We start from the raw sequence: 23,519 nt of genomic DNA, 5'->3' as shown, positions 1-23,519 counted from the left end.
AATACCCCAATTTATTCAATTTAATTTTCCAAATTCAGATATAATGCTCTGAGCAATAACTCCTGCATCTCGAAATACTTTTCCTTCAGGCCACGAAAAGCAAAAATCCCCAGGAGCCAAAGCATCATTAACATGACAATCCAACTCCATATCTCCTGCTTTCAAACAAAGACTGGACAGATAATTTATTTCCTCTTCTCTCGCCTCTACGCGAATTTTTGCTAACCTCTTAAGTGAAGGAAGAATTTTATTCATAACAGCATCACGCTCTTTTACTCCTATACTTTTCAGCAATGATGGAAACAACGCAGACATTTGAGCAATCAATACCGTAACAGCTTCTTCCGATATTTTTCTAACCACATTTTCAGACTGAGTATTCAATTGGTCGATAAAATCCAGTGTCTTCTTCTCAAGACTCTGGTGCCACTCTTTTTTTTCAAGCGTCAAACGCCGCTGTTCTTCGCGCCTGCCTGTTTCTTCCCCCAAACGTCGCGCTTCTTCCAAATCATCTTCGGTATAAGATGGAGACAGAATTTCCGGCCTATCATCATGCTCTTCAACTTCGATCACCGGGACGTCGTTGAAAGCTGGCAGATCAAAATCTTCCGCGTAAAGAACGCCGACAACCCGATCTGATCTTTCGTAGTCCATCGTAGTCATAGAAGCATCTCGTTACCTGCTTGTTCCTGATCTACAAGCTCAATTTCCCCACGATCCAGTAGCCCCTTAGCTATACCAACAATCTCACTTTGCGCTGCATCCACATCCTTGATACGCACCGGCCCCAAGGCTTCTACTTCGTCCATAAGAATACGTCCGGCCCGCTCGGACATTGCCGCGAGAAATGCACTCCTAAGCTTTTCGCTTGCGCCCTTCAGAGCCACAGGAAGGATTTCCCTGGAAATCTGGTTCAACAGCACCATAAGTCCTTCAGGCGGCACCTGAGCCAACTCTTCAAACGTAAACATGAGGCTTTTGATACGCTCGGCATCGTCATGACTGCGTTCGTCAAGGGCAGTCATGAAACGTGCTTCCAGACGACGATCAAAATTATTGAAAATATCTGCAAGGACTTCATGACTGTCGCGATGAGAACCTCGAGGCAAGTTCGAAACAAATTCGGACCTCAATGTCTGCTCAACGCTATGCAGAACTCCTTTCTGAACATTTTCCATCTTCAGCATGCGCGTCATAACATCCAGAGAGAAATCTTCTGGAAGAAGTGACAGGACTTTCGCTGCGTGAGCCGCCTTGATACGACTCAATACAACAGCAACTGTTTGTGGATACTCGTTGCGTAAATAATTTGCCAAAACGGACTCAGAAATATTCCCCAACTTATCCCACATAGTCCGCCCGGCGGGTCCACGGATTTCTTCCATGATAGCTGCGGCCCGGCTCGCCGGGAGAGCATTCTTCAGAAGTCGTTCAGTTGTCTCAATATCGCCAATCAGCACTTCGGAAGACCCTAGGCTTCGACTGAATTCGTGACAGACGCTTTCAACAGTTTCAGCCGAAACCATTCCAAGCTGCGACATGGCGGAAGAAATTTCCCGAATTTCTTCTTCATGCATCTGCTCGAAGAGCCGCGCGCAGTTTTCTTCGCCTAGCGCCATCATAAGAATGGCTGCCTTCTGAGCGCCCGTAACGGCTTTTTCCATTCCAATCATTTCAGCGCCCTTCCTGCTGAGGCATGAGCCAACTCTGCATCAAAGCAATGCTTTCCGTCGGATGCGTTTCGACCAGATCCACAACTTTCTGCACCGAAGACGCACGAATTCTGCCCGCCACCCCATTAACAGTAATTGTTTCTTCTCCATCCTGAAGCTCTGCATCTACAATATCGTATGGAGTGTTGATCAAGCTCGCGCTCTGATCTCCATTGGCGCGATTGGCAGGCCCCGCAAGAACAAGCCCTCCTGTCCCCACATCCGAAGACAATGCAGCAACATTGTTAGCACTGGCTGCCGTCACCGGGCTCAGCAATGGTCGCACGACAAAAAAGAGAACCATCAGAAGACACAAAGAAAAAATACCAAAGCGAATGGCTTCCATTTCATTCGAGCGATTGACGAGCCCATTCATTAAACCCATTGAAGCAGCAGGCATCGCCGCATCCAGATCAGAAAACTGCATGGACATGACCGTAACAACGTCCCCACGGGTCTGATCAAAACCTATGGCGCTCTTTGTAAGAGCTGTAAGGCGCTCTAGTTCTGCTTGACTACGCGGTTGCCAAAGATGCTGACCTTTCGGGTCTGTCTGATTAACCCCATCCACCATCACAGCAACACTAATCCGTGCTATACGCGGCTGGTCCTGCACGAGTGTGCGAACCTTCTTACCGATCTCATAATTGTCAGTTTGTTCTTGCCGGCTGCTTTGGCTGCCATTCTGCGGCTGGCCAGCATTGGCGTTGGGCAGGTTATTAGCGACCGTCGTATTATTTGACGCCTGCGTATTAATGTTCTTCTCGTTCTTTGTTTGCTGCGACCGAAGAACCTGCTGGTCAGGGTCGTAACTTTCCTGGGTTTCTTTGACGTGATCGTTGTTCATCGCGACGGTGGCATCAACACGTACACGGCCAATACCCACCGAAGCTCCCAGCATATCCTCCACTTCGCGCGAGATACGCTGCTCCAACGCCTGACGCTGTGCTTCAGCCGTCTGGTTACTATCCAGCCCGCCCCCACCTTGGCGAAGAAGAACGTGCCCACGATTATCCACGAGAGAAATATTTTTGGTATCAAGACCAGGAACGGCAGCAGAGACCAAGTTTACCACCGCTGCTACGCTTTCTTCATCTAGGCGCCGTGCACCATCCATGGAGAGCAGAACACTCGCCTGCGCGCCCTGTTCATCAGTGGAGAAAAGTTCCCGATGACGCAGAACCAGATGAACACGTGCATTTCTGACGCCATGAATCAAGCGGATAGAACGCTCGAGTTCACCTTCCAGCGCACGGGTTTCGTTAATCGTCTGTTCAAACTGGGTCGCGGTGAAGCTGTTGCCCTTATCGAAAATTTCATATCCTACAGAACCGCCAGAAGGCAGCCCGTTTTTAGCGAGCAGGAGACGTGCTTTAGCGACATCTTCGTCTGGAACCATGATCGTGGCTCCCTGATCCTGAAGATGGTAAGCAATATGTTCTTTGGAAAGCTGATCTACAATTTCGCCAGCTTCCCGTGGGTCCAGATCCCGGTAGAGAAGCGAATTAGCTGAGTTTGTTCCATGCATGACCAGCACACCCAGAAGGATCAGCATAGCCGCCCCCACGCCTCCGAGTGCGGCCAGCCGCGGCAGACCAAGCTGCTTAAGGTTTTCCAGAAAAGCCTTCACTGGCAGTTCCGCCCTGTAAAGGCAAAACCGCCTGAAACTCTACCTGGCAACAGCACTCTGCCCACCAACATGCGTGTCACCTTTAACGCTGCAATCATTGAAGAGCATTGTGACGGGGAAAGGTTAACGCCTACTTAAAACGAAAGCATTTTCCTCACCGAGTGGTCACGTTCCCGAAAAGCCCTCAAGATTGCTCAACGCAATCGAAGTATCTCCCATCTGCACATTCAGTCCGCTGGATGTGCGCGTTAGCCCCGTGACCGTACCGGAAACTGTTGTCGAAAGAGCTGTGGCACTTCCCGACGTATCCGTCCCCTCTACAGCAACAAAATACTGCCCGTCTGACAGCTTGGTGCCACTGTCACTCACACCATCCCAAGACCAGGAATTTATACCGACCTGCGCTGTCACAGTATCAGTCTTGACCACCTGACCATTTGAATCCGTGACGGCAATCGCAACAGGGCCAGCTACTGCCGCAGTAAAGCTCATTGAACCATTCCCATTCTGCAATGGCAGAGAGGACGATGTTGCTGTGGTTGTTTTGCCGATCAGCCCGATACCGGATGTCATCTGGGTATCCTGCGTGGCCGAAATCAGACTGGTCAGATTGGTGTTTGTCTGTACCTGTTGCTGAACACCTGCGAACTGAGCCAATTCACTGGTGAAGCTGTCTGTACTCGTCGGGTTACTTGGATCCTGATGCTGTAGCTGAGTTGTCAGAAGTGTTAGGAACTGATTGAAATTCCCAGCCAAAGAGGAGAGTGCAGCACTTGCAACGCTACTCGCCGTAGACGTCGACGAAGCCGCACTGGATGTTTGCGATGCAGCATTTGACTTGGCCGCAGAAACTGCCTGACTAAGAAGCGAGGTTGTGCTGCTAGACGTGGTACTGACAAAAGACACCATAAAAAAAACCTTTCTTCACGCTGTCAGATCAACAACACTACGAAGCATTCTTTGAGACGATTGAATGGATGCTTGTGTCGTGTTTCTGGAAATTGAAGACGATGCAGGATGCTCGGCATCCTCTGTTATCGAATGTCTTTCCTGAGCAGATCCATTCTCAGAATTCTGAAAAAAATTACCCATCAGGCTTAACGTCAGATCCGTTGGAATAACGGGCTGATCCGTCGAAATTGGAATGATACTCTGGTTCAGAGTGGCAAAAAGACTCTCTTTGTCATCCGCCAGAGATTGAAGAACATCAGGATTTTCAGCGCGGATATGAACATGCCGTTCGCCGTCTTCAGCCTCCTCAATGGAAACATGAACTTTCCCGCTTTCTCCCAAAGACATCTCGATTTCTGTATTGAGACGGCGATCGGCTGAAGCATGGGAAATGATCGGCATATCCTGTACGGGAGCAATGCGAACCTCAGAACGCCCAGACACCGGTTCGTGAAAATGCGTCTCTTCTTTACGGCCATTCGTCACATCAGAAATTTCCATACGCGCATGCGGAACAGAAGCATCTGAAAGCGATGAAACAGTTTCAGAAAACGACATATTTTCCTGTTCTGAACTTTGTTCAGACACAAAAAAATTATCTTCAGCACTCAGAGTTTTTTCTACTGACAGATCATTCGAAGCGACAGGGGAACTTATGGTTTCCTCTGAAGGCAATGTCACCGCCAGAGCCCCGCCTCCAAGGGCCAAGTTTTGTTTCAGGACACTTTGAGAAGGAGGAACCTGCTCGCTCTCGGCAGATATTTGCGTCGTAAAATTAAATGTCTGATCAGAGGCACCTTTGCCAGCAGAAGACGCAGAAATATTATCAACATCCACAGAAGGGGTTGAAGGATCGCTCTGCAGTCCCTCCTGTCGAGATGATGGTTTGACCTGCATATGCTCTTCACTCGATACCGAAGAGCCTGTTGCTATCGGAACTGCGACCCTCTTATCGGCCCCATTCTGAATGGACCGGATATCCGCTCCTAACTCTGGAGTTGCGGAAGCCTTCCGATTAACCTGGGAACCCAACCCAACCCGATTTTCGCCGCCTGAACTTACAGCGCTCTGGTTTTTATCAATTCGAGTGATACGACGCGTTTCTACGGATGGGTCTGGGTCTTTTTTCTCTACGTCCTGCACCACATTCTTTCGTGCAGGTCTGTTTACGGACGGTTCTTCCGCAGTGTGAATGTAGCTCTTGAGAAAATCCTGAAATCGCTCTGTAGACGCAAGTTGTGCTCCTACAGAAACAGATGTCCAGTTCTGCCCCTCTCCCATATGTGTGGAGGGTAGAATTTGTGACAATGCCAAGCCCTCCCCGACTGTGAATAACGGACACTCGAGGAGGAGAATTGCATATCAGATGTAAAGAAAAGGTTTACGAGGACCTTCTTGATAAAAGGGGTCTCACGAACTCAGTTCTGAATGTGGTCATACCCCGGCGATCCCGGAAAAGGACCGCGCGCCACTGTAGCAGGATTAGGGCAAACAGGCGGATTGCCCTCCAGAGCAAAAGCCTGAACCGTGTGAGTAGTCTGAGCCACTAAACCGCGAACAGCCAAAGGCTGTGCCAGACGAACATTTGCCAGAAGCTCTTCTGGCAGAATTACGGTTGTTCCGTCCCTCAACAGTACGCCATTCGGCGTAATCCGGGAGACAATACCCTTCGTAACCGGAAGAGGCGACATGTCATAAAGACAGGGCGCAGCCTCAGCGACCATGGGAGCGGAAAGAGCCAGCAGAAGACTGGCGATAGGAAGAATTTTCAATGCCGGAAGTGCCTCATGCCTGTGAAGACCATGGCAATACCCGCCGCATCTGCAGCATCGATTACCTCTTGATCGCGAATGGAACCACCGGGCTGGATCACAGCGACAGCACCGGCAGCAACAACGCTTTCCAGACCATCCGCGAAGGGAAAGAATGCATCCGAAGCCGCCACAGACCCCTTGGTCAAAGGTGCAGTTTCACCCGCAACGTCTGCTGCATCCTGGCTCTTGCGAGCTGCAATCCGCGCACTGTCAACCCGTGACATTTGACCGGCACCAATGCCAACAGTCGCGTTATCGCGTACATAAATGACGGCATTGGACTTAACATGCTTGGCCACACGGAAAGCGAACAACAGATCCTTCATTTCCTGAGCGCTCGGCGCACGTTTGGTGACGACCTTCAGATCCTGTTCCGTCACACGGCCCGCATCGCGGCTCTGTGCCAGGAAACCACCCGCCACTGAACGGAACGCCAGTCCTTCCGCTGTCGGATCGGGCATACCACCTGTCAGCAGCAGGCGCAGATTTTTCTTACGCGACAGAATTTCGATGGCCCGCTCGTCTGCATCAGGCGCCACAATCACTTCCGTGAAGATAGAGCTGATCCGCTGGGCGGTAGCCGCATCAAGAGTGCGGTTCACCGCAACGATACCACCGAATGCTGAAACCGGATCACACCGCAGAGCAGCGATCCAGGCGTCTTCCAGCGTTGCCGCAGAAGCTACACCACATGGATTGGCGTGCTTCACAATGACAACGGTAGGCGCATCGAATTCTGCCACCGCTTCAAACGCAGCATCCGTATCATTCAGGTTGTTGTAGCTGAGTGCCTTGCCCTGAATCTGACGTGCCGTCGCAATCCCTGCCCGCGTGCTGCCATCCCGATAGAAAGCAGCTTTCTGATGCGGGTTTTCGCCATAACGCAGCAATTCATCCCGCGAACCACTCAGTGTCAGAACCGGCGGCAGAAGCTCCCCTGCCCGCTCTGCAAACCAGCGCGAAATCATGCCGTCATAAGACGCCGTATGCGCATAGGCAGCGCCCGCATAATCCCGACGTTCGCTCAGATAGGTTCCACCAACTTCAAGCGACTTTACGAAGTCACCGTACTGATCCGGTGATGTCAGGATCGCGACATGCCCGAAATTCTTGGCAGCCGCACGGATCATGGCAGGACCGCCAATATCGATATTTTCGATGCAGTCCTCGTCACCAGCGCCGGAAGCCACTGTCGCCGCGAACGGATAAAGATTGACGCAGACGAGATCGATTGGCGCAATGCCGTGTTCTTCCATCTGGCTCAGATGAGCCGGAAGATCGCGACGCCCCAGAATGCCACCATGTACCTGCGGCACCAGCGTCTTGACGCGACCATCAAGAATTTCAGGGAAGCCGGTATGTTCGGAAACATCCTTGACTGTCAGACCCGCCTCACGCAGCGCCCGTGCCGAGCCCCCCGTCGAAAGCAGTTCTGCACCGTGGGCTGCAAGTGCACGCCCCAGGTCAATCAGTCCCGTCTTGTCAGAGACGGAGAGAAGGGCGCGACGGACGGGGAGTCGGGTCTCAGTCATGATGGAACTGCAATATCCTTCAAAACATGTCCGTGCAACCGCTGGTGATGCACGGCAGGAGGAGCATGACCCAGAAAAGGATCACGGCCCGCGAACCCTGCCCACCCCAATAGAAACAGGGTGGGCAGAAGAAGCATGATCTCACCCACGCCGCCCGTACGGACGTAGGGCCAGAAAGACAGTCGGGAACGGCTCAACGGCGCGAGAAGCTGACACCCACCGGTGGGCAGATCAGCCGCAATATGTGTGGCAGCACCCAGAAGGAGAGCACCCATCGGTCCATACAGGGCATCCTTGCCCATCGTCGCGGAAACCAGACACGCAGCCAGAAGCAGGACCACGCCAGAATGCGTCAGTCCACGATGACCTACCGTTCGAGCCAGAAAGCGGGACAGGAGTTTCACCCTCGCGCCAAGCATTGAGCGTTCCGTATCAATATCAGGCAGCAGACTGCCGAGGAGCCCCGTACACACGGAAAGTGGCTCTGATGCAAGAATGTGCCAGCGCATGGCACAGAGTACGGCGAAACCGCCGATGAGGAGATGAGAGCGTCCAGTCACGCGCTCTTATGATCCGCTTCATCGCTTCAGAAAAGAGATAATCCCTTATTTTTTCACGATAAATTCCTTAAATACCGCAAAAGGGCTCATTGTGATGTTCCTAATCCGTTCATGGCGCGGACCCAGCAGTGTCGCAGCAATAAAAAAAGGCGATCCGGTGTTTCTCCGAATCGCCTTTGTCTTCACGACCAGTCTGCCTTTTAGCTCTGACGCAGCAGTGCAGCAGCTGTCGCACGCTGCGTGACGGTCTTGGCATCAAACTCGCCAGCCGTAATCCAGGAGCCGCCAACACAGGACACCGATGGAAGGGCAAGCCATTCCGGTGCGCTCGCTTCCGTAATACCGCCTGTCGGGCAGAAACGGACATTTCCGAACACGCTCGCCAGGCTCTTCAGAGCCGGAATGCCGCCATTCGTTACAGCCGGGAAGAACTTGAAGCGTGTCAGACCCAGATCCAGACCACGCATGATGTCACCAGCATTCGCCACACCTGGAAGGAACGGCATATCATGATCACGGGCAGCATCTGCCAAAGATGCCGTCAGACCCGGGCTGACGATGAAACGCGAGCCTGCTTTGACCGAACGCTCCAGATCCGTCGGGTTCAGAACCGTCCCTGCACCGACGAAAGCCCCATCCACCTTGGACATTTCTTCAATCACTTCGAGCGCACAGGGTGTCCGCAGCGTGACTTCAAGCGTGGTCAGACCACCGGCAACGAGCGCCTCTGCGAGCGGACGGGCCTGTGCCACATCATTGACCACAAGCACCGGAATAACCGGGCAACGGGTCATGACGGCATCGAGTTTTGCGGTATCAGTCATGAAAATCGTCCTTAGTGAAGATCGTCGCCAACGGTTTCGATCACGCGGTCCATCTGCGCCAGCATGGCAGACGCTCCTGCCTCGGCCGGATCATGCACCGAACGCATCAGTGCGAACAACTCACGACCTGTTCCAAGAGCTGGCGGCGGCGGCGGAACGACATCACGCGCATCCCACTCAACCGCATCCACCAGAACCTCGATCTGGCCCGTCACGGCACAGACGCGGATCATGTCGCCGTCCCGCACTTTCGCAATCGGACCGCCGACCTGAGCTTCCGGGCCAACGTGAATAGCTGCCGGCACCTTACCGCTAGCACCAGACATGCGACCATCCGTTAGCAGCGCAACCTTGTAGCCACGGTCCTGAAGCACACCCAGCGTCGGCGTCAGCTTATGCAGTTCCGGCATCCCATTGGCTTCCGGCCCCTGGAAGCGCACCACAACAACAACATCCTGCTCCAGCTCACCATTCTGGAATGCTGTCGCCACGTCATGCTGATCGTGGAAAACGCGCGCAGGAGCCTCAACCGTCAGATGCTCTTCGGAAATGGCGCTGCTCTTGTAAATGCCGCGTCCCACATTGCCCTTCATGAGCTTGATGCCACCATCAGCCTTGAAGGGGGCACTCACCTCCCGGAGAATATCCCGATCCAGTGACGGCTTGGCGTGCGTGTACACCACTTCATCATCCTGCAGGCTGGCACGGCAGGCATAGTCGGCGAAACCGCCGCGGGAAACCGTCATGATATCCGTGTGCAGCAGACCAGCGCGGGACAATTCGGCAATCACGGTCGGCATGCCACCAACATGATTGAATGCATTCACGTCTTCCGACCCGCTCGGATAAACACGCGTCATCAACGGCACAGCAGCGGACAAACGGCTGAGATCTTCCCAGTCAATGATGATACCCGCTGCACGTGCAATGGCAGGCAGATGGATCGTGTGATTTGTCGAACCACCCGTCGCAAGCAAGCCCACAGCTGCGTTCACAATGGCCTTTTCATCCACGCACTGCGCCAGCGGACGAACATCTTCACCATTCAGGCTGATCTCTGCCAGACGATGAATGCTGGAGCGCGTCATTGCCTGACGCAGCGGCGTATTGGGATTGATGAAAGCGGAATCCGGCATCATCAAACCCATGATTTCAACCATCATCTGATTTGTGTTGGCCGTACCATAGAACGTGCAGGTTCCAGCACTGTGATAGGACGCGTTTTCCGCTTCCATCAGACGATCCTGCCCGACCTTGCCCTGAACATAGAGCTGGCGGATCCGCTGCTTTTCCTTATTCGGCAGACCAGAGGGCATTGGACCAGCAGGAATGAGAATGGTCGGCAGATGACCAAAGCGCAGGGCGCCCATCAGCAAACCAGGCACGATCTTGTCGCAAATGCCCAGCAGAGCCACGCCTTCAAACATGCCATGGCTCAACCCGACAGCCGTGGACATGGCAATCACGTCGCGGGAGAACAGGGACAATTCCATGCCCTCCTGTCCCTGCGTCACACCATCACACATGGCAGGCGCACCACCGGCGACCTGAGCCGTCGCACCAACTTCACGGGCGAACAGCTTGATCTGGTCCGGATAGCGACCATACGGCTGATGTGCGGACAACATATCATTGTAAGTCGTCACGATCCCAAGATTGGTGCTCGTGGGGCGCATGAGCTCCGGCTTGTCAGACGCGGAAGCAGCGATGGCATGAGCGAGGTTTCCGCAGGCCAGTCGGGGACGTGAAACGCCCTTCGCCCGGTTCCGCTCCATCAGAGCAAGATAACGGCGACGGGAGACTTTCGAACGCTCGATAATCCGGGCGGTCACACTCTCGACGACGGAATTCAAAGACATTGGAACACTCGCTGCTCGACTGACACACGCGCTGCCAGACGGAAAAAAGCTCTTTCCGCTGAAAGACACAGCCTCGTGAAGGGGCTCTGTTCATACGGAACCCGACCGTCAACGGCAACCACCTCTCGCTAGATTTTAGGGGAAAATTTTTATTTTATTTCTCTTATTGGAGTTTTTTCTTTCCATTTAGAACATAAATGACACAGAAAAAAGAAACAAAATACCCAAAAAAAACGTAAGCTCATTTTCAAAACCGACCATTTTCGAAGAAATTTTCCATCAACTCAAAGAAAGATAAAAACATATGGAAATAATCAGTACAAAAATAATCCACATTACCCATAAAAAATAAACCATGTTTCAATTGAAAGAGATCCCAATACCCCTTCATATAAGTGGAATATCGCTATTGATTATGGAATGACTCATGAAAAATCTAATTCCTCTTATCGCATCAGCGGCTTTGACATTCTCAACTATCCCTGCTCACGCTTCGTCTCTCCATCAGGATTGGGAGTCTTTTAAAGCGCATCGGGCATTCCATCATCTGTCCAGCGATGGTCAGCACACCATGACGGATCTTCTGAAAGCCCGCCAGATTCTGGCAGCCGGACAGACCGATGCCGCCATCCCCACTCTTTATGATGCACAAAAACGACTTATCGCTGCCACGAAGGCCAGTCAGAAATTTCAGGCCGCAGAAAGTGATCTTCATACAGCCCCCGGTCACCCGACATCCCCGCAGCATCACGTCATTACAGGTCAGCTTGACTGGCTGCCCGTCGGCGGAGAATTCATTGCCAGCGAAACCCTCGCTCCAGAGCAGAAGGCTGCTGTCGCATCAGCAAATACCAAACTGAAAAACGGCGACACAGACGGGGCTGCACAGACGATGAAAGTTGTCGGCCAGAATGCAGACTTCATTCTCGCACTTGCCCCTATTGAGCCGTTTCAGGGCGCCATCAACCGCGCGACTGTATTCACAGAAGGGAGACACCCGCAGGAGGCTCTGGAAGCTCTCGATGAAGCGTTGAATTCCATCATATTCGTTTCCGAAGACTTCGTAACGACAATAGTTCCTGACAAAACGCCCACTGCTACCAAGTAAGTTTTCCGACCAGGAGCAGCCCATAAAAAAGCGGCACACCTTTCAGTGTGCCGCTTTTCCTCCGTCAGTCCAGCAGGACCGGCTCAGGCAAACAGAGCCTGAGCGTCTTCCGCATCCTCAGTAACGAGGTAAGGACCGGCCCCCACAATTTCCATTGTCAGAATACTGCTGATGCCTGTTGCACGCTCGGGAAGTACAAGGAAAGCACAGCCCGTTGTCCAGCGATGCATCCCTTCAGGCGCGTTCCATCCAGACAACTGACTGTCCAAATGTGAAATAACCTCACGTTGACCACCAGAAGCCGTTGCCAGATGCACAGCCCCCACCAGAACACCCAGTTGACGACGGTCATCTACGAAGGGGCCAATCACATCGGAAGGACGGCTTGCACGAGACACAAGATGAACAGCACGCGTTCCGGCAGGTAGCATGAATGATACACACTCCCCGGACTGACGCAGCGCGCGGACCGTTACGCCTTCGGTCGTAATCAGATGCAGATCAGCCTCATTCGTCACCTGAGAAACGCTCTGCTCCTCAAAGCCCAGATCAATGGAACGCGCAGCAAGAGCGGTATAAACTGGTTCAACAGCTTCTCGCGCAGTCATAAGAGGCGCGGCAGCATCCGCCCATGTCTTGGCCCGCAAGGAAATGACATTGTCACTTCCTTCAAAGATATTCCTGTGCCCAGTATCCAAGAAAGATTCAGTCGCACAGCCATTCGCAAAAATCACGGAATGATCAGCTGTTTCAATGTGATAGTAAAAGAAACTGCTCTGGTCCCGATCATAAGCAATCGAACCACCATTAACGAGCATACGAACCGGAACAAAGCCACCATTCACAAACAGGCTATGTTCAGACGTGACAAGCAGATCACGGGAGGGAACGCTCTCGGAAAGAGCACCAGCCGCAATCCGCACCGGATAACCCGCTTCATCAGCAGAGCGTCCGGCGCGGGTGTAAGCAAATTTCCGTCCGGTCCAGATGATTTCACGCGCCACGGATTGCCCGTCAACCAGCGCTGCAATCCGATCGCCAACCAGAATGTCTTCAACGGCCTTTTCAGAACCATCAGCCATTCGGATCATTGCACCTGCCAGAAAGCAGACATACACATCCGAGCCCGTATCCCCGACAATGTATGCACCATCACTCGTCTCGCGTGACGGCAGCGTCGCCGCCTTTTGCTGCAGAACAGAGCTATTTGACGGGACAAGAACCTCAAACCCCAGATGGCCGCTACTATTGCTGCCAGCAGGTTTGAACGCCTTGTTATAGATCATTTCAGATCCATTACTGGTGCTTGTTCCAAAGGTACCAAGAACACGTACAGAACCGTCGCTTGCGACACCCTCAGCAACGATACTCACCGCAGTATTGGCCTTATCATCGCTCGTAATAAGACCGTCGATAACTGCAGACTGGATAGACTGCCATGTCCATGTTGTCTGACCAAGACCACCTTTTCCTGGGTTATATTCGCTGTAAACCCACTTCGGCGTAGCGTCCAGTTTCAGGGCTGAGCCCGAAACACTCATATTGATTGTACCGTTGACGTGAGCGTTAGACGCGATTTCCAGATAGGCTCCATTTACATTGATGCCACCACTGGCATCGTTTGCAGCACTATTGGTAACAGCTTTTCCGATCGTCACCTTGTCTGGAACAACATAGTATTTCCCAGCCTGAAGGGTAATCGTTCCCGTATTGCCGGAGAGGATATAAGGGTCAGCCTTTGTCCCGCTCCCACCACTCGTAACGGGAGATGAAGATACTACCCGCGTCGTGGCAGTCGTGGAGCTGTCACCGGTTTTTTTAGGGGACGACATATTTATTTCCCTTCACATATTTCAGAAACACATCACGACAACAGAAAGAAACCTTTCGTCACACTCCCGATTGATAGCGTTAATTTTTTTTGAATAAAGAGTGAATATAATAAAAGCGCGTTTTTAACGTTTTTTTATCGAATAATCTTTGCATTTAACTATTTTTTTGCAAATTCCTATTCCAAACCTTCAAATAAAGATGAAGATAATTTTTAATTTTTTCCAGAAACCGGGGTTTTTAAGGATTTTTTTCAAATTAGATTCTCTGGAGTCGGATTTTATTTCCATTTTTTTGTATTTTAACGGTTTATTATCTTTGTAAATTCATTTCAGACCTATAATTCGATACCCAATTACTGCTTATTCATAGATCTTCTCCACACTTGAGTAACTTTTCTAATTATTCTCGATAATTTGGGGAAAATATGAAAAATACAGTGAAAATACTTGCTATTTCCAAGTATTAATCCAATGCCTAACCTTCGCGAGTTGTCAGATACAGAACTTAATGAAGTATCTGGAGGGTTTATCGGATCTAGCTATAATTGTGGAGGCTCAATTGTACTTAGCTTTGGATGCAATGCCTCAAGCTACGCCTCTTTTTTCTCAACACAATTAGGCGCATATAGCGGTTATCTTGCAGGTGTTTACAACGTTTTCGCTGACTTGGCTCAGTCTGCAAGCCACTCCGTTATCGCAACGGACCTCAAGAATATTAGCTCTTATGTTCAGCTTGGTGCCCAAATCGGGGCTCAAAGTGCAACAAACGGTCTCGCCATTTACAAAAGCGTTGTTAATGCGATTTCGACCTCCCTCTCCAACGGCGGTACAAAAATTACATTTCCACCTTCTGTAGACTAATTTTTCTGGATCCTTCGGACTTCGCCATACTGGAGCGACGTCTTTTGGCACTAAAGGCTCTCCGTTAAATACCGGAGAGCCTTTAGTGTTATCTGGGCACTTTTACTTTCTTTTCATTTATCCTGGTTCATATCGTTACCCATGAGTTCTCTTTTCCGCCGTGAAGCCCTGGATGCCCGTCGTGACGCATGGCTTGGTCATGTCCAGATCAGCCAGCCCCTGCCGGTGCGGGTTGTCGGTTGGAGCTGTGTAGTTCTCGCGCTTGCAACAGCAGTCCTGCTGACGTTTGGCAGCTATACCCGCCGCGTCCATGCAACAGGGCAGGTTATGCCAAAAAGTGGGCTATTAACACTTGGCGCCATTCAGCCTGGAACGATTTCAGCAATCCACGCCACTGAGGGACAACACGTTCAGAAAGGCGATGTCCTTTTCACAGAGGACCTGGAAGCGACATCCCTCACTGGACCAACCCAGAAACAAGTTCTGGCAGATCTTCTGCGCCAGAAAACGCTATTGGAAAACCAGCGTGTCCTGCGCGAAAAATCCGCCCCCATTGAGCATCAGGCTCTTTTGAACCAGATCCAGTTCCTGACCCGCCAGCGTGAGCAGATTTCAACACAACTTTCCAATGATGAGAATGTCCTGCCACTGGTGCAAAAAGCGCTCGCAAAGATGCAGGGCGCACAGAATAGCCATCTGATTACAGAAACCCAGTTCCAAAGCCAGCTTTACACCTATGCGCAGCTTCTCAGTTCCCACGCGCAGGCCCTTCAGTCTCGCACGGACGCAGAAAGCAAGATTTCAGACCTCGCCTCCAAGCTTGCCCGGTTTGATAGCGAACTTTCCCACGACCTGAATGACTTGGATAAGCAGATTGCCGCCATCGACCAGCAAACTGCCGAAAACGAAGGCCGTCGCAGTAATATCGTTCTTGCTCCGGAAGACGGTATCCTGACGGGTGTCCGGGGTTATCTTGGAGAACAGGTTGCAGCAGGCACGCCTCTCGTGACCCTTCTACCAACAGATCAGGCTCTGCAGATTGAACTCTACGTCAACAGTGCCTCGATCGGATTTCTCAAAGAGAACGAACCCGTTCTCCTACGCTATGATGCGTTTCCTTATCAGAAATTCGGTCTTCATCACGGTCATATTGCGGAAATCACGCATGCCCCCGTTACCAACGGGGCACAACAGACACCCCGCTCTGCTCAGGACAACGACCAGAAAAACAGCTCTCCGCAGGACATTTACCGTATCCGCGTCCAACCAGATCAGACTTATGTCGAAACCTACGGAATACGACACCCGCTTGAAGCGGGCATAACGGTCTCCGCCGATATTGCGACAGACCGCAGGCATCTCTGGCAGTGGATGCTTGATCCTGTCATCAGCGTCCGTAACACCCTAACCACCACCATTGGCCCGCGATAAGGAGAACCCGGATGCTGCGTGATCTCCAGTTCGGCTTTGGCCGCCATGTCCCAGTCGTTCTTCAGTCCGAAGCTGCGGAGTGCGGCCTTGCCTGCCTCGCCATGATCATGGGGTATCATGGTCACCCCATCGATATTGCTACTTTCCGTCGGCAGCAGGGAACATCGTCTCAAGGAACCACGCTGCGGGAAATCGTAGGGGTTGCAGGTCGTGTAGGCCTCAACGCCCGCGCTGTCAGACTGGAAATTGAAGACCTCGATAAGCTGACACTGCCATGCATCCTGCACTGGGGCATGAACCACTTTGTGGTTTTAACCGAGCAGCGAAAACAGACAGTCATTATTCATGACCCTGCCATAGGTCGGCGCGAAATCGGTTCCGAGGAATTGTCGCGGGAATTCACTGGCGTCGCGCTTGAAGTCACACCGACTGAACGTTTTGAACGAAAAGATGAACGCAAAACCCTGCGATTAAGGGACATGTTCCGCCATGTTTCAGGTCTCAAACCTGCGCTTGCCTACCTTTTTGCGCTCTCCTTAGGCTTGGAAGTTATCGCCCTGTTTTCACCGATGGTCAGTCAGATCATCATTGATGAAGTGCTTGTCACAGGCGACCACGATCTTCTCACGACCGTCGCCTGCGCCATGATCATACTCCTCCTGCTTCAAATGCTGGTCGCCAGCGTTCGAAGCTGGGCGGTCGTCATGTTTGGCAGTCGCGTCTCCCTGAAATGGAACAATTCGCTTTTCGAGCATCTGACACGCCTGCCACTGGACTATTTTGCACGCCGTCACATCGGAGACGTCATTTCCCGTTTCGGGGCGCTATCCGCCATTCAGCACACGCTGACCACCGATCTCGTGCAGACCATTCTGGACGGTATCATGGCTGTCGGGATGGGCGTGATGCTGTTCCTTTATGGAGGCTGGCTCGGCGTCATTGCCTGTATCGCCATGGGGCTGGACATCCTTCTACGCCTGACGACCTACGGCACCTATCGCCGCGCATCGGAAGAAGCCGTCGTACAGGATGCAAAAAGCCAGACGCATTTCATCGAGACGCTGCGCAACATGGCCACCGTCAAGCTCCTGAACCTCCGGGAGCGCCGCCAGACCGCGTGGCTGAACAGCGTCATTGATTCGATGAACATTCATCTGCGGCTACAACGCTTCGATCTGATTTTTGGCCGCCTCGCCGATATGATCTTCGGTGCTGATCGTCTGATCATGCTGGTTCTCGGGGCCAATATGGTCATGCGCGGGCATATGTCCGTCGGTATGCTTGTGGCATTCCTGTCCTACAAGGACCAGTTTGCAGGCCGGATCAGCAGCCTTATTAATACCGGCTTCAAGCTCCGGATGCTGAGCATCCAGACGGATCGTCTCTCGGATATCGTCATGAGCGATCCCGAACCTCAAGGCATCCCTCTCCCTTCGCCATCGTCTCATGAGTCAGGCCGTGGCACTCTGGCAGTCCGCAATCTCTCCGTACGCTACAGCCCTGACGGCCCCTGGATTTTCCGGAACCTGTCCTTCGATATTCCTGCCGGACAGAGCGTAGCCATTGTTGGTCCTTCCGGCTGTGGCAAGACGACGCTGCTGAAAACTCTCATGGGCTTACAGGAGCCCAGTGAGGGAGAAATCTTCATGGACGGCTCGGAGATCCGCAATCTCACACTGGATGGCTACCGTTCCCAGATTGCTGGCGTACTTCAGGATGATGGCCTGTTCTCCGGGTCAATCGGAGACAATATCTGCGGGTTCTCGGAAAGCCCTGATCAGACACTGATCGAAACCTGTGCCAAACGGGCCGCTATCCATGAGGATATCCAGCGCATGCCCATGCGATATGAGTCCCTTGTGGGGGACATGGGATCCAGCCTCTCTGGTGGTCAGAAACAGCGCGTCCTTCTCGCCCGCGCGCTTTATCGCACACCACAGATCCTGTTCCTTGATGAAGCGACCAGCCATCTGGACGAAGCCACCGAAGCAAAAGTGGCCAAGGCGCTACGACAGCTCCACACGACACGAATTATGGTTGCACATCGCCCCGCAACCATCGCCCACGCAGATATCGTGTTCCGTCTCACAGCAGAGGGTCTGAAGATCGAACGGGAAAGCCATAGTCCCGTGAGTGACGCACAATCTGCAACGTCCAAATTTGTCGGGCTAGGCCAGTATGCTCAATGGACACAGCCCACAACTTAGTGAAGCATAAAAAAACCGGCCCGCATTCCTGCGACCCGGTTTTTTCTCTGAATCAGCGTGAACCTTAACGCCAAGCCGATCCTGGAAGCGGGACAAGAATTTCATTGTCCATCTGCGTCAGAAAAGGCGCAACCTTGGGCGGCCACGTCCCTTTTGCAACTGCAGCCGCGCGAACTTCAGCACGCTGGTTCAGATCTGCATAAGGCCACAAATGGGCAAAACGCGGTGCCCCTTCAAGCGAGACTAACGTGCACGTCAACGACGAAAGCTCTGTCCGTTCCGGAGCGGCAGCCAGAAAACGCTCTTCCAGATCTGCCATACCATCAGGCGTAGCTTCATAGCAGCGCCATTCATAGACACCACCATAAGTCCCTGGCTCGGCGACAGGTGTGATCACATGCCAGGACGTCACTTCAACCCGAACCAGATGCTCATGCGGAAGAGACGCCAGTAACTCCGGACGTCCCTCCAGAAGTTCATCATAGGTTCCAGCCGTCCGAAACAGTGTGATCCGGTTGAGCCGACCGATCTCCGTGACCCACGCTCCGGTCTCTTCGAGACAAGAGAGCGCAGAAACAACCTGCGGGACGTGTCCGACCTGAACATCCAGAAAGACAGTTTCCGCGTAACTCATCGCCATGGTCTCCAGATCAGGACTTCGTCTGCTCAGCGACGAAATTTTCCAGCCAGTGAATGGTGTAGTCACCCTTCTGGAAAGACGGATCAGCAAGGATCTTCCGATGCAACGGGATCACCGTCTGCACACCGTCAACCACACATTCGTCCAGCGCGCGCTGCATGCGGGCGATGGCTTCCTGACGAGTCGGGGCATGAACGATCAGCTTGGCAATCATGCTGTCGTAATACGGCGGGATGCGATAGCCAGCGTAAAGAGCGCTGTCCATTCGCACACCTAGACCACCCGGAGCATGGAAAACATTAACCGTACCAGGACTCGGCGCAAAGGTTTCCGGGTTCTCCGCGTTGATACGGCACTCGATGGCATGTCCGGACATCTTGATGTCCTTCTGCGTGTAGCCAAGCTTCTCGCCAGCCGCGATCCGGATCTGCTCACGGACCAGATCGACGCTGCACACCATCTCCGTCACCGGATGTTCCACCTGAAGGCGGGTATTCATCTCGATAAAGCAGAACTGGCCGTCCTGATACAGGAACTCAAGAGTACCAGCATTCCGGTAGCCCATGCGTGCCAAAGCTTCGGTCGAAGTACGGCCGATTTCTTCACGCTCAGCATCCGTCAAAGCCGGAGAGCCAGCCTCTTCGAGTAGCTTCTGGTGACGACGCTGCAGGGAGCAGTCACGTTCGCCGAAATGCACCACGTTGCCATGGGCATCGCCAAGGATCTGAAGCTCGATATGACGAGGCCGGTTGAGATACTTCTCAAGGTAGACTTCGTCATTCCCAAAAGCCGCACGAGCTTCAGTCCGGGCAACGGTCCAGGCTTCCTCGATCTCGTCCGCCGTCTTGGCCACCTTCATGCCACGACCACCACCGCCAGCAGCGGCCTTGATCAGCACAGGATAACCGACGCGCTCAGCCACTTCACGAGCAGACTGCAGATCCGGCAGAGCACCATCAGACCCCGGAACCAGTGGAACGCCAAGCTCACGCATGGTCGTCTTGGCCGTGATCTTGTCGCCCATCATGCGGATGTGCTGTGCCGTCGGACCAATAAAGGCCAGACCATGCTCTTCAACCGTTTCGGCAAACTCGGCATTCTCGGACAGAAAGCCGTAGCCCGGATGAATGGCCTCCGCACCTGTGATCGTAGCCGCCGAAAGAATGGCAGCAACATTAAGGTAGGAATCACGGGAGCTTGGCGGCCCAATGCAGACAGCTTCATCCGCAAGACGCACATGCATGGCGTCGGCGTCGGCCGTGGAATGAACCGCTACGGTTTTGATGCCCATCTCTCGGCAGGCGCGCTGGATACGCAGCGCGATCTCACCACGATTGGCAATGAGGATTTTGGAAAACATTACTCAATAATCGCCAGCGGCTCACCGAACTCAACCGGGCTGCCGGACTCGACGAGGAACTTCGTCAGTGTGCCAGCACGGGGAGCCTTGATCTGGTTGAAGGTCTTCATAGCTTCGATCAGCATGATGGTCTGACCGGCAGTGACCGGCTGGCCTTCCTGCGCAAACGGCGGGGAAGAGGGGTCCGGCGTCAGGTAAGCCACGCCCACCATCGGACTGGGGACAACACCCGGATGCTTGGCCAGATCAGCCGGAGCAGCAGCAGCGGGAGCTGCCGCAGCGACAGCAGGAGCCGCGGCAGCCACAGCCGGAGCAGCAGCCTGAACCACGTTGACATTGCGCGCCACGCGGATGCGGCTATCCGCTTCAGAGATCTCGATTTCGGTCAGGCCGGTTTCCGTCAGAATATCGGCCAATGCCCGAATGGCATCCTTGTCCACGAGCATACGGCTCATCCTTCGTCTTCGATCATGTCGGTTATTGCCTGAAGCGCATGCGCGTATCCCCTGACGCCGAGGCCGCAGATCACACCGATGGCGGCCTGCGAGACGTAGGTATGATGCCGGAATGGCTCCCTGCGGTGAATATTCGAGATGTGAACTTCAACGATTGGCAGCTCGACGGCAAGAAGCGCATCAAGCAGAGCAATCGAGGTATGCCCATAGGCGGCAGGATTGATCACGATTCCATCAGCACGGCCGCGACATTCCTGCACCCAGGACACGAGTTCGCCCTCCCCGTTCGTCTGGCGGAAATCAATAGCAACGTCCAGGCGTTCAGCAGCCTGAATGCACACCTGCTCAACATCGTCGAGCGTAGCGTGGCCATAGATCCCGGGCTGACGAAGACCCAGCATATTGAGGTTCGGGCCGTTCAGTACGGCTATGAGAGGACGTTTCATCTGGCCGCGCGATAGCACTTTCGGAGCCGTCATGAAAGCGTCATCGCCCTATTCCTGCCGTCTTCGCAGGGTTCAAAGGGGGACAGGGCCTCGGTTTTGTGCTATCGAGCATGGTTCGAGCCCGCTTTCGTCAACTGGAGAAGATACCAGTCTAGTGCAATTTGTCCTGTCTGCCCTACGTCCGTCCCTACGTCTGGTTCCTCTGCGCGGCATGACATTTGCTGTCGCCCTGGCAGGAATGAGCGGCGCCTCGATCGCCCACGCGGCTGACGAGTCTCCGGATGGTTCAGCAGGAACAGTCAGAACAAGCTGGGCAGATTCGGTTCGGACTGCGCTGGCAAACAGGGCGCACAAGGCGGCATCCTGGACACAGCATGGTGTTGCAAGCTGGTATGGACGCCATTTCCATGGGCACCGCACCAGCAGCGGTGCGGTTTTCAATACCAATGACATGACGGCCGCCCACCCCTCGTTGCCGATTGGCACGAAGCTTCTTGTTACATCTCAGGATACGGGCCGCTCAGTGATCGTCACAGTCAATGATCGCGGGCCTTTCAACAGCCGAATCATTGATCTGTCCCACGCTGCAGCCGAACGGATCGGTATGCTGCACAGCGGTACCGCGCATGTGACGATTGCGCAGGTTGCCAACCAGCCTGTAACGGATGCCGCGAGCGAAGTTGCTGAGGCCGAATCGCATGACACCAGCGAAGAAGCCATTCAGGCTGCTTCGGGTCAGACATCTTCAGGAAAAGCTTCTCGCCAACCTTAAGCGAGGAGAGAAATATTCACCCTGAAACGATCAGGGTGAATGTTCTGCGGTAACAGCCTCAGCGACCAGTGGATCAGGCTGGGGCAGACCGGCAATTCGCGGCTGTGCCCCCCGAGCCCGCTCTTCAAGCCCGGCATTTAGTTCCGCGCCGAACAGCACAACATACGCACTCACGAAAAACCACATCATGATGGCGGCAACGGCACCCAAGGGTCCGTACGTTGCGCCATAACTCGCAAAATGTGCGACATACCAAGAAAATCCGAGGGACAGCAGAACCCAAAGGACTGTCGCGATTGAAGAGCCGGGCACGATCCAACGCCATTTCACAGCATCACGACACGGCGCAAATCGGTAGAGCATCGTCACAGCCACAAACACGAACAACAGCATCAGAAGCGGCGCAAGCGTATGCACCACCAGCGGCGCTCCATAGGAGACCAGCAGATCAAAAGGTGGCGGTGGTTTCCGGAAGCCCAGAATGCGCGGCAAATAATCCACAAGCGCAGGAGCCGCAACCATCAGAGCCAGTGTAAGCGCTGCGCCAAACACAGCCATGAATGTCGTCGCCAGTGCTGTTGCCTGAAAGCGCAGGAAACTCCGGGTCTCGGTCGCATTGTAAGCCATGTTCAGAGCAGATAGAATCGACTTTGTACTGGCCGACGCAGACCAGAGCGCCACAGACAGGGAAAAAATCAGTCCTATCGTCAGAGAGGTATGCGGCTGAGAAACCAGTTCATGAATGCGGTTCCCAATCAACGAATAAGCCGTTGGTGGCAGCAGATGACGCAACACTTCAAGCTGTGGCTCAACAGTCTGAAGGTCAAACGCCAACCCATAAAGCGAAATCAGACTGGAGATGGCCGGGAAAAGCGACAACGTCGCGTAAAAAGCGCAGCCTGCTGCTGACAGGGAGGTCTGGGAAGACCCCACTTCAGAAAAGACCTGGCGAAAGACAATCTTCCAGCCCGCTTTTGGCATAGCGAGAGGAGACGCAGCTCCGGTTCCCGGCGCATCTGGCCCAAGTTTGCGAGCCTGACGAATATCCTCCTCATCCGGCTCCGGCGTCAGTTGTCTGACACGCTCCATATCGTTCTGGATTGTTTTCCGGTCAGGTTCCGAAGATGATGCAGAATCGGGGAATAGGCTCACGCAGGGGTCCTCGGCAGTTCCTGTTATGGGCAGACTGTAAAGTGAGCTGCTCTTCAAACTTAAAGATCAGCCCTGCTCATACGCAGAAATAGCCTTCTACGTTCCGAATTTGCCCTGATTTCGCAGCCATCATTATTTCCTAAATGCAGATAATGCAAAAATACCCCTTGCAACGATAAGGCTTTGGTCTCATACGCCCCGTCACGCAGCAACGCACGTGCCACTGGCCCTCTCGAGGTTACGCAACGACGTCAAGCGTTCTGGCCTTCCGGGTCCCGCTTGTTTGGGTCCCCGCTATTCGCTGGTCCGTTCGACCGTTTCGCAACACACTCGCAGGGTGTCATTCTTCCCTGACGAGTCCGGTTCTGGGAAT

21 protein-coding genes are annotated in these 23,519 nt (G+C 53.3%); 5 read left to right on the top strand and 16 right to left on the bottom strand.

The features are described 5' to 3' along the window. Nucleotides 1-15: 15 nt before the first annotated feature. The 10 genes from J4P41_RS05245 to edd all read right to left on the bottom strand — a co-directional run bounded on the left by J4P41_RS05245 (nucleotide 16) and on the right by edd (nucleotide 10,882). Nucleotides 16-663 carry a hypothetical protein gene (locus tag J4P41_RS05245; RefSeq protein WP_211568395.1) on the bottom strand — a complete coding sequence of 216 codons (648 nt, stop codon included), beginning with the start codon at nucleotides 661-663 and terminating at the stop codon, nucleotides 16-18. Continuing rightward, on the bottom strand, nucleotides 660-1,673 hold the full coding sequence (locus tag J4P41_RS05240; RefSeq protein ID WP_010502237.1) for a flagellar motor switch protein FliG: 1,014 nt from the start codon (nucleotides 1,671-1,673) through the stop codon (nucleotides 660-662). Before J4P41_RS05240 ends, J4P41_RS05245 begins: the two co-directional genes overlap by 4 nt. A gap of 1 nt (nucleotide 1,674) precedes the next feature. Further along, the gene (fliF, locus tag J4P41_RS05235; RefSeq protein WP_426066346.1) at nucleotides 1,675-3,342 is read right to left on the bottom strand and encodes a flagellar basal-body MS-ring/collar protein FliF; all 1,668 of its coding nucleotides are present in this window, start codon (nucleotides 3,340-3,342) and stop codon (nucleotides 1,675-1,677) included. A 165-nt stretch (nucleotides 3,343-3,507) separates the two neighbouring features. Further along, complete coding sequence (locus tag J4P41_RS05230; RefSeq protein ID WP_426066345.1) at nucleotides 3,508-4,251, bottom strand: flagellar hook assembly protein FlgD; 744 nt, start codon at nucleotides 4,249-4,251, stop codon at nucleotides 3,508-3,510. A 15-nt stretch (nucleotides 4,252-4,266) separates the two neighbouring features. Beyond that, nucleotides 4,267-4,851, bottom strand: a complete 585-nt coding sequence (locus J4P41_RS05225; RefSeq protein WP_426066344.1) for a hypothetical protein — start codon at nucleotides 4,849-4,851, stop codon at nucleotides 4,267-4,269. A gap of 860 nt (nucleotides 4,852-5,711) precedes the next feature. Then, nucleotides 5,712-6,065: a hypothetical protein gene (locus tag J4P41_RS05220; RefSeq protein WP_426066343.1), complete on the bottom strand. Its 354-nt coding sequence runs from the start codon at nucleotides 6,063-6,065 to the stop codon at nucleotides 5,712-5,714. Then, complete coding sequence (gene purH / locus J4P41_RS05215; protein WP_426066342.1) at nucleotides 6,062-7,639, bottom strand: bifunctional phosphoribosylaminoimidazolecarboxamide formyltransferase/IMP cyclohydrolase; 1,578 nt, start codon at nucleotides 7,637-7,639, stop codon at nucleotides 6,062-6,064. Before purH ends, J4P41_RS05220 begins: the two co-directional genes overlap by 4 nt. Then, the gene (locus J4P41_RS05210) at nucleotides 7,636-8,199 is read right to left on the bottom strand and encodes a metal-dependent hydrolase (RefSeq protein WP_010502248.1); all 564 of its coding nucleotides are present in this window, start codon (nucleotides 8,197-8,199) and stop codon (nucleotides 7,636-7,638) included. Before J4P41_RS05210 ends, purH begins: the two co-directional genes overlap by 4 nt. Nucleotides 8,200-8,399: 200 nt before the next feature. Beyond that, nucleotides 8,400-9,023 (bottom strand): bifunctional 4-hydroxy-2-oxoglutarate aldolase/2-dehydro-3-deoxy-phosphogluconate aldolase, encoded by a 624-nt coding sequence (gene eda / locus J4P41_RS05205; protein WP_010502249.1) that lies wholly within the window; start codon nucleotides 9,021-9,023, stop codon nucleotides 8,400-8,402. 11 nt (nucleotides 9,024-9,034) lie between these two features. After that, entirely contained in the window at nucleotides 9,035-10,882 is a 1,848-nt protein-coding gene (edd, locus tag J4P41_RS05200) for a phosphogluconate dehydratase (RefSeq protein WP_023943295.1), read from the bottom strand. Nucleotides 10,883-11,309: 427 nt separating this feature from the next. Between edd and J4P41_RS05195 the strand changes: the two genes are divergently transcribed. Then, complete coding sequence (locus tag J4P41_RS05195) at nucleotides 11,310-11,990, top strand: YfdX family protein (RefSeq protein ID WP_023943296.1); 681 nt, start codon at nucleotides 11,310-11,312, stop codon at nucleotides 11,988-11,990. A gap of 83 nt (nucleotides 11,991-12,073) precedes the next feature. Here the strand turns inward: J4P41_RS05195 and J4P41_RS05190 are convergent, their stop codons facing one another. Further along, entirely contained in the window at nucleotides 12,074-13,822 is a 1,749-nt protein-coding gene (locus tag J4P41_RS05190; protein ID WP_426066341.1) for a Hint domain-containing protein, read from the bottom strand. A gap of 471 nt (nucleotides 13,823-14,293) precedes the next feature. On the opposite strand from J4P41_RS05190, the gene J4P41_RS05185 reads away from it, so the two are divergent. The 3 genes from J4P41_RS05185 to J4P41_RS05175 all read left to right on the top strand — a co-directional run bounded on the left by J4P41_RS05185 (nucleotide 14,294) and on the right by J4P41_RS05175 (nucleotide 18,321). After that, nucleotides 14,294-14,683 (top strand): hypothetical protein, encoded by a 390-nt coding sequence (locus J4P41_RS05185; RefSeq protein ID WP_426066340.1) that lies wholly within the window; start codon nucleotides 14,294-14,296, stop codon nucleotides 14,681-14,683. 141 nt (nucleotides 14,684-14,824) lie between these two features. After that, nucleotides 14,825-16,114 (top strand): HlyD family secretion protein, encoded by a 1,290-nt coding sequence (locus J4P41_RS05180; protein ID WP_426066339.1) that lies wholly within the window; start codon nucleotides 14,825-14,827, stop codon nucleotides 16,112-16,114. A gap of 11 nt (nucleotides 16,115-16,125) precedes the next feature. Continuing rightward, nucleotides 16,126-18,321, top strand: a complete 2,196-nt coding sequence (locus J4P41_RS05175; protein WP_426066338.1) for a peptidase domain-containing ABC transporter — start codon at nucleotides 16,126-16,128, stop codon at nucleotides 18,319-18,321. A gap of 64 nt (nucleotides 18,322-18,385) precedes the next feature. On the opposite strand, the gene J4P41_RS05170 is transcribed toward J4P41_RS05175, so the two are convergent. The 4 genes from J4P41_RS05170 to aroQ are packed head-to-tail and all read right to left on the bottom strand — an operon-like array spanning nucleotide 18,386 to nucleotide 21,222. Next, the gene (locus tag J4P41_RS05170) at nucleotides 18,386-18,961 is read right to left on the bottom strand and encodes an NIPSNAP family protein (RefSeq protein WP_426066337.1); all 576 of its coding nucleotides are present in this window, start codon (nucleotides 18,959-18,961) and stop codon (nucleotides 18,386-18,388) included. 10 nt (nucleotides 18,962-18,971) lie between these two features. Then, complete coding sequence (gene accC / locus J4P41_RS05165) at nucleotides 18,972-20,321, bottom strand: acetyl-CoA carboxylase biotin carboxylase subunit (RefSeq protein WP_010502269.1); 1,350 nt, start codon at nucleotides 20,319-20,321, stop codon at nucleotides 18,972-18,974. Then, a complete protein-coding gene (locus tag J4P41_RS05160; protein WP_426066336.1) occupies nucleotides 20,321-20,776 on the bottom strand; it encodes an acetyl-CoA carboxylase biotin carboxyl carrier protein in 456 nt (151 codons plus the stop codon). Before J4P41_RS05160 ends, accC begins: the two co-directional genes overlap by 1 nt. Further along, nucleotides 20,773-21,222, bottom strand: a complete 450-nt coding sequence (gene aroQ / locus J4P41_RS05155) for a type II 3-dehydroquinate dehydratase (protein ID WP_023943307.1) — start codon at nucleotides 21,220-21,222, stop codon at nucleotides 20,773-20,775. The genes J4P41_RS05160 and aroQ overlap by 4 nt, the downstream gene beginning before the upstream one ends. Nucleotides 21,223-21,376: 154 nt before the next feature. Between aroQ and J4P41_RS05150 the strand changes: the two genes are divergently transcribed. Next, entirely contained in the window at nucleotides 21,377-21,994 is a 618-nt protein-coding gene (locus J4P41_RS05150) for a septal ring lytic transglycosylase RlpA family protein (protein ID WP_426066335.1), read from the top strand. Between the two features lie 30 nt (nucleotides 21,995-22,024). Here J4P41_RS05150 and J4P41_RS05145 read toward each other — a convergent pair whose 3' ends face one another. Continuing rightward, the gene (locus J4P41_RS05145) at nucleotides 22,025-23,146 is read right to left on the bottom strand and encodes a YihY/virulence factor BrkB family protein (RefSeq protein ID WP_426066334.1); all 1,122 of its coding nucleotides are present in this window, start codon (nucleotides 23,144-23,146) and stop codon (nucleotides 22,025-22,027) included. Nucleotides 23,147-23,519 lie beyond the last annotated feature (373 nt).

Source organism: Gluconobacter sp. NFX36 (genome assembly GCF_049887835.1).
GTDB classification, from domain to species: domain Bacteria; phylum Pseudomonadota; class Alphaproteobacteria; order Acetobacterales; family Acetobacteraceae; genus Gluconobacter; species Gluconobacter japonicus_A.
This window is presented reverse-complemented; position numbering and strand designations above follow the sequence as displayed.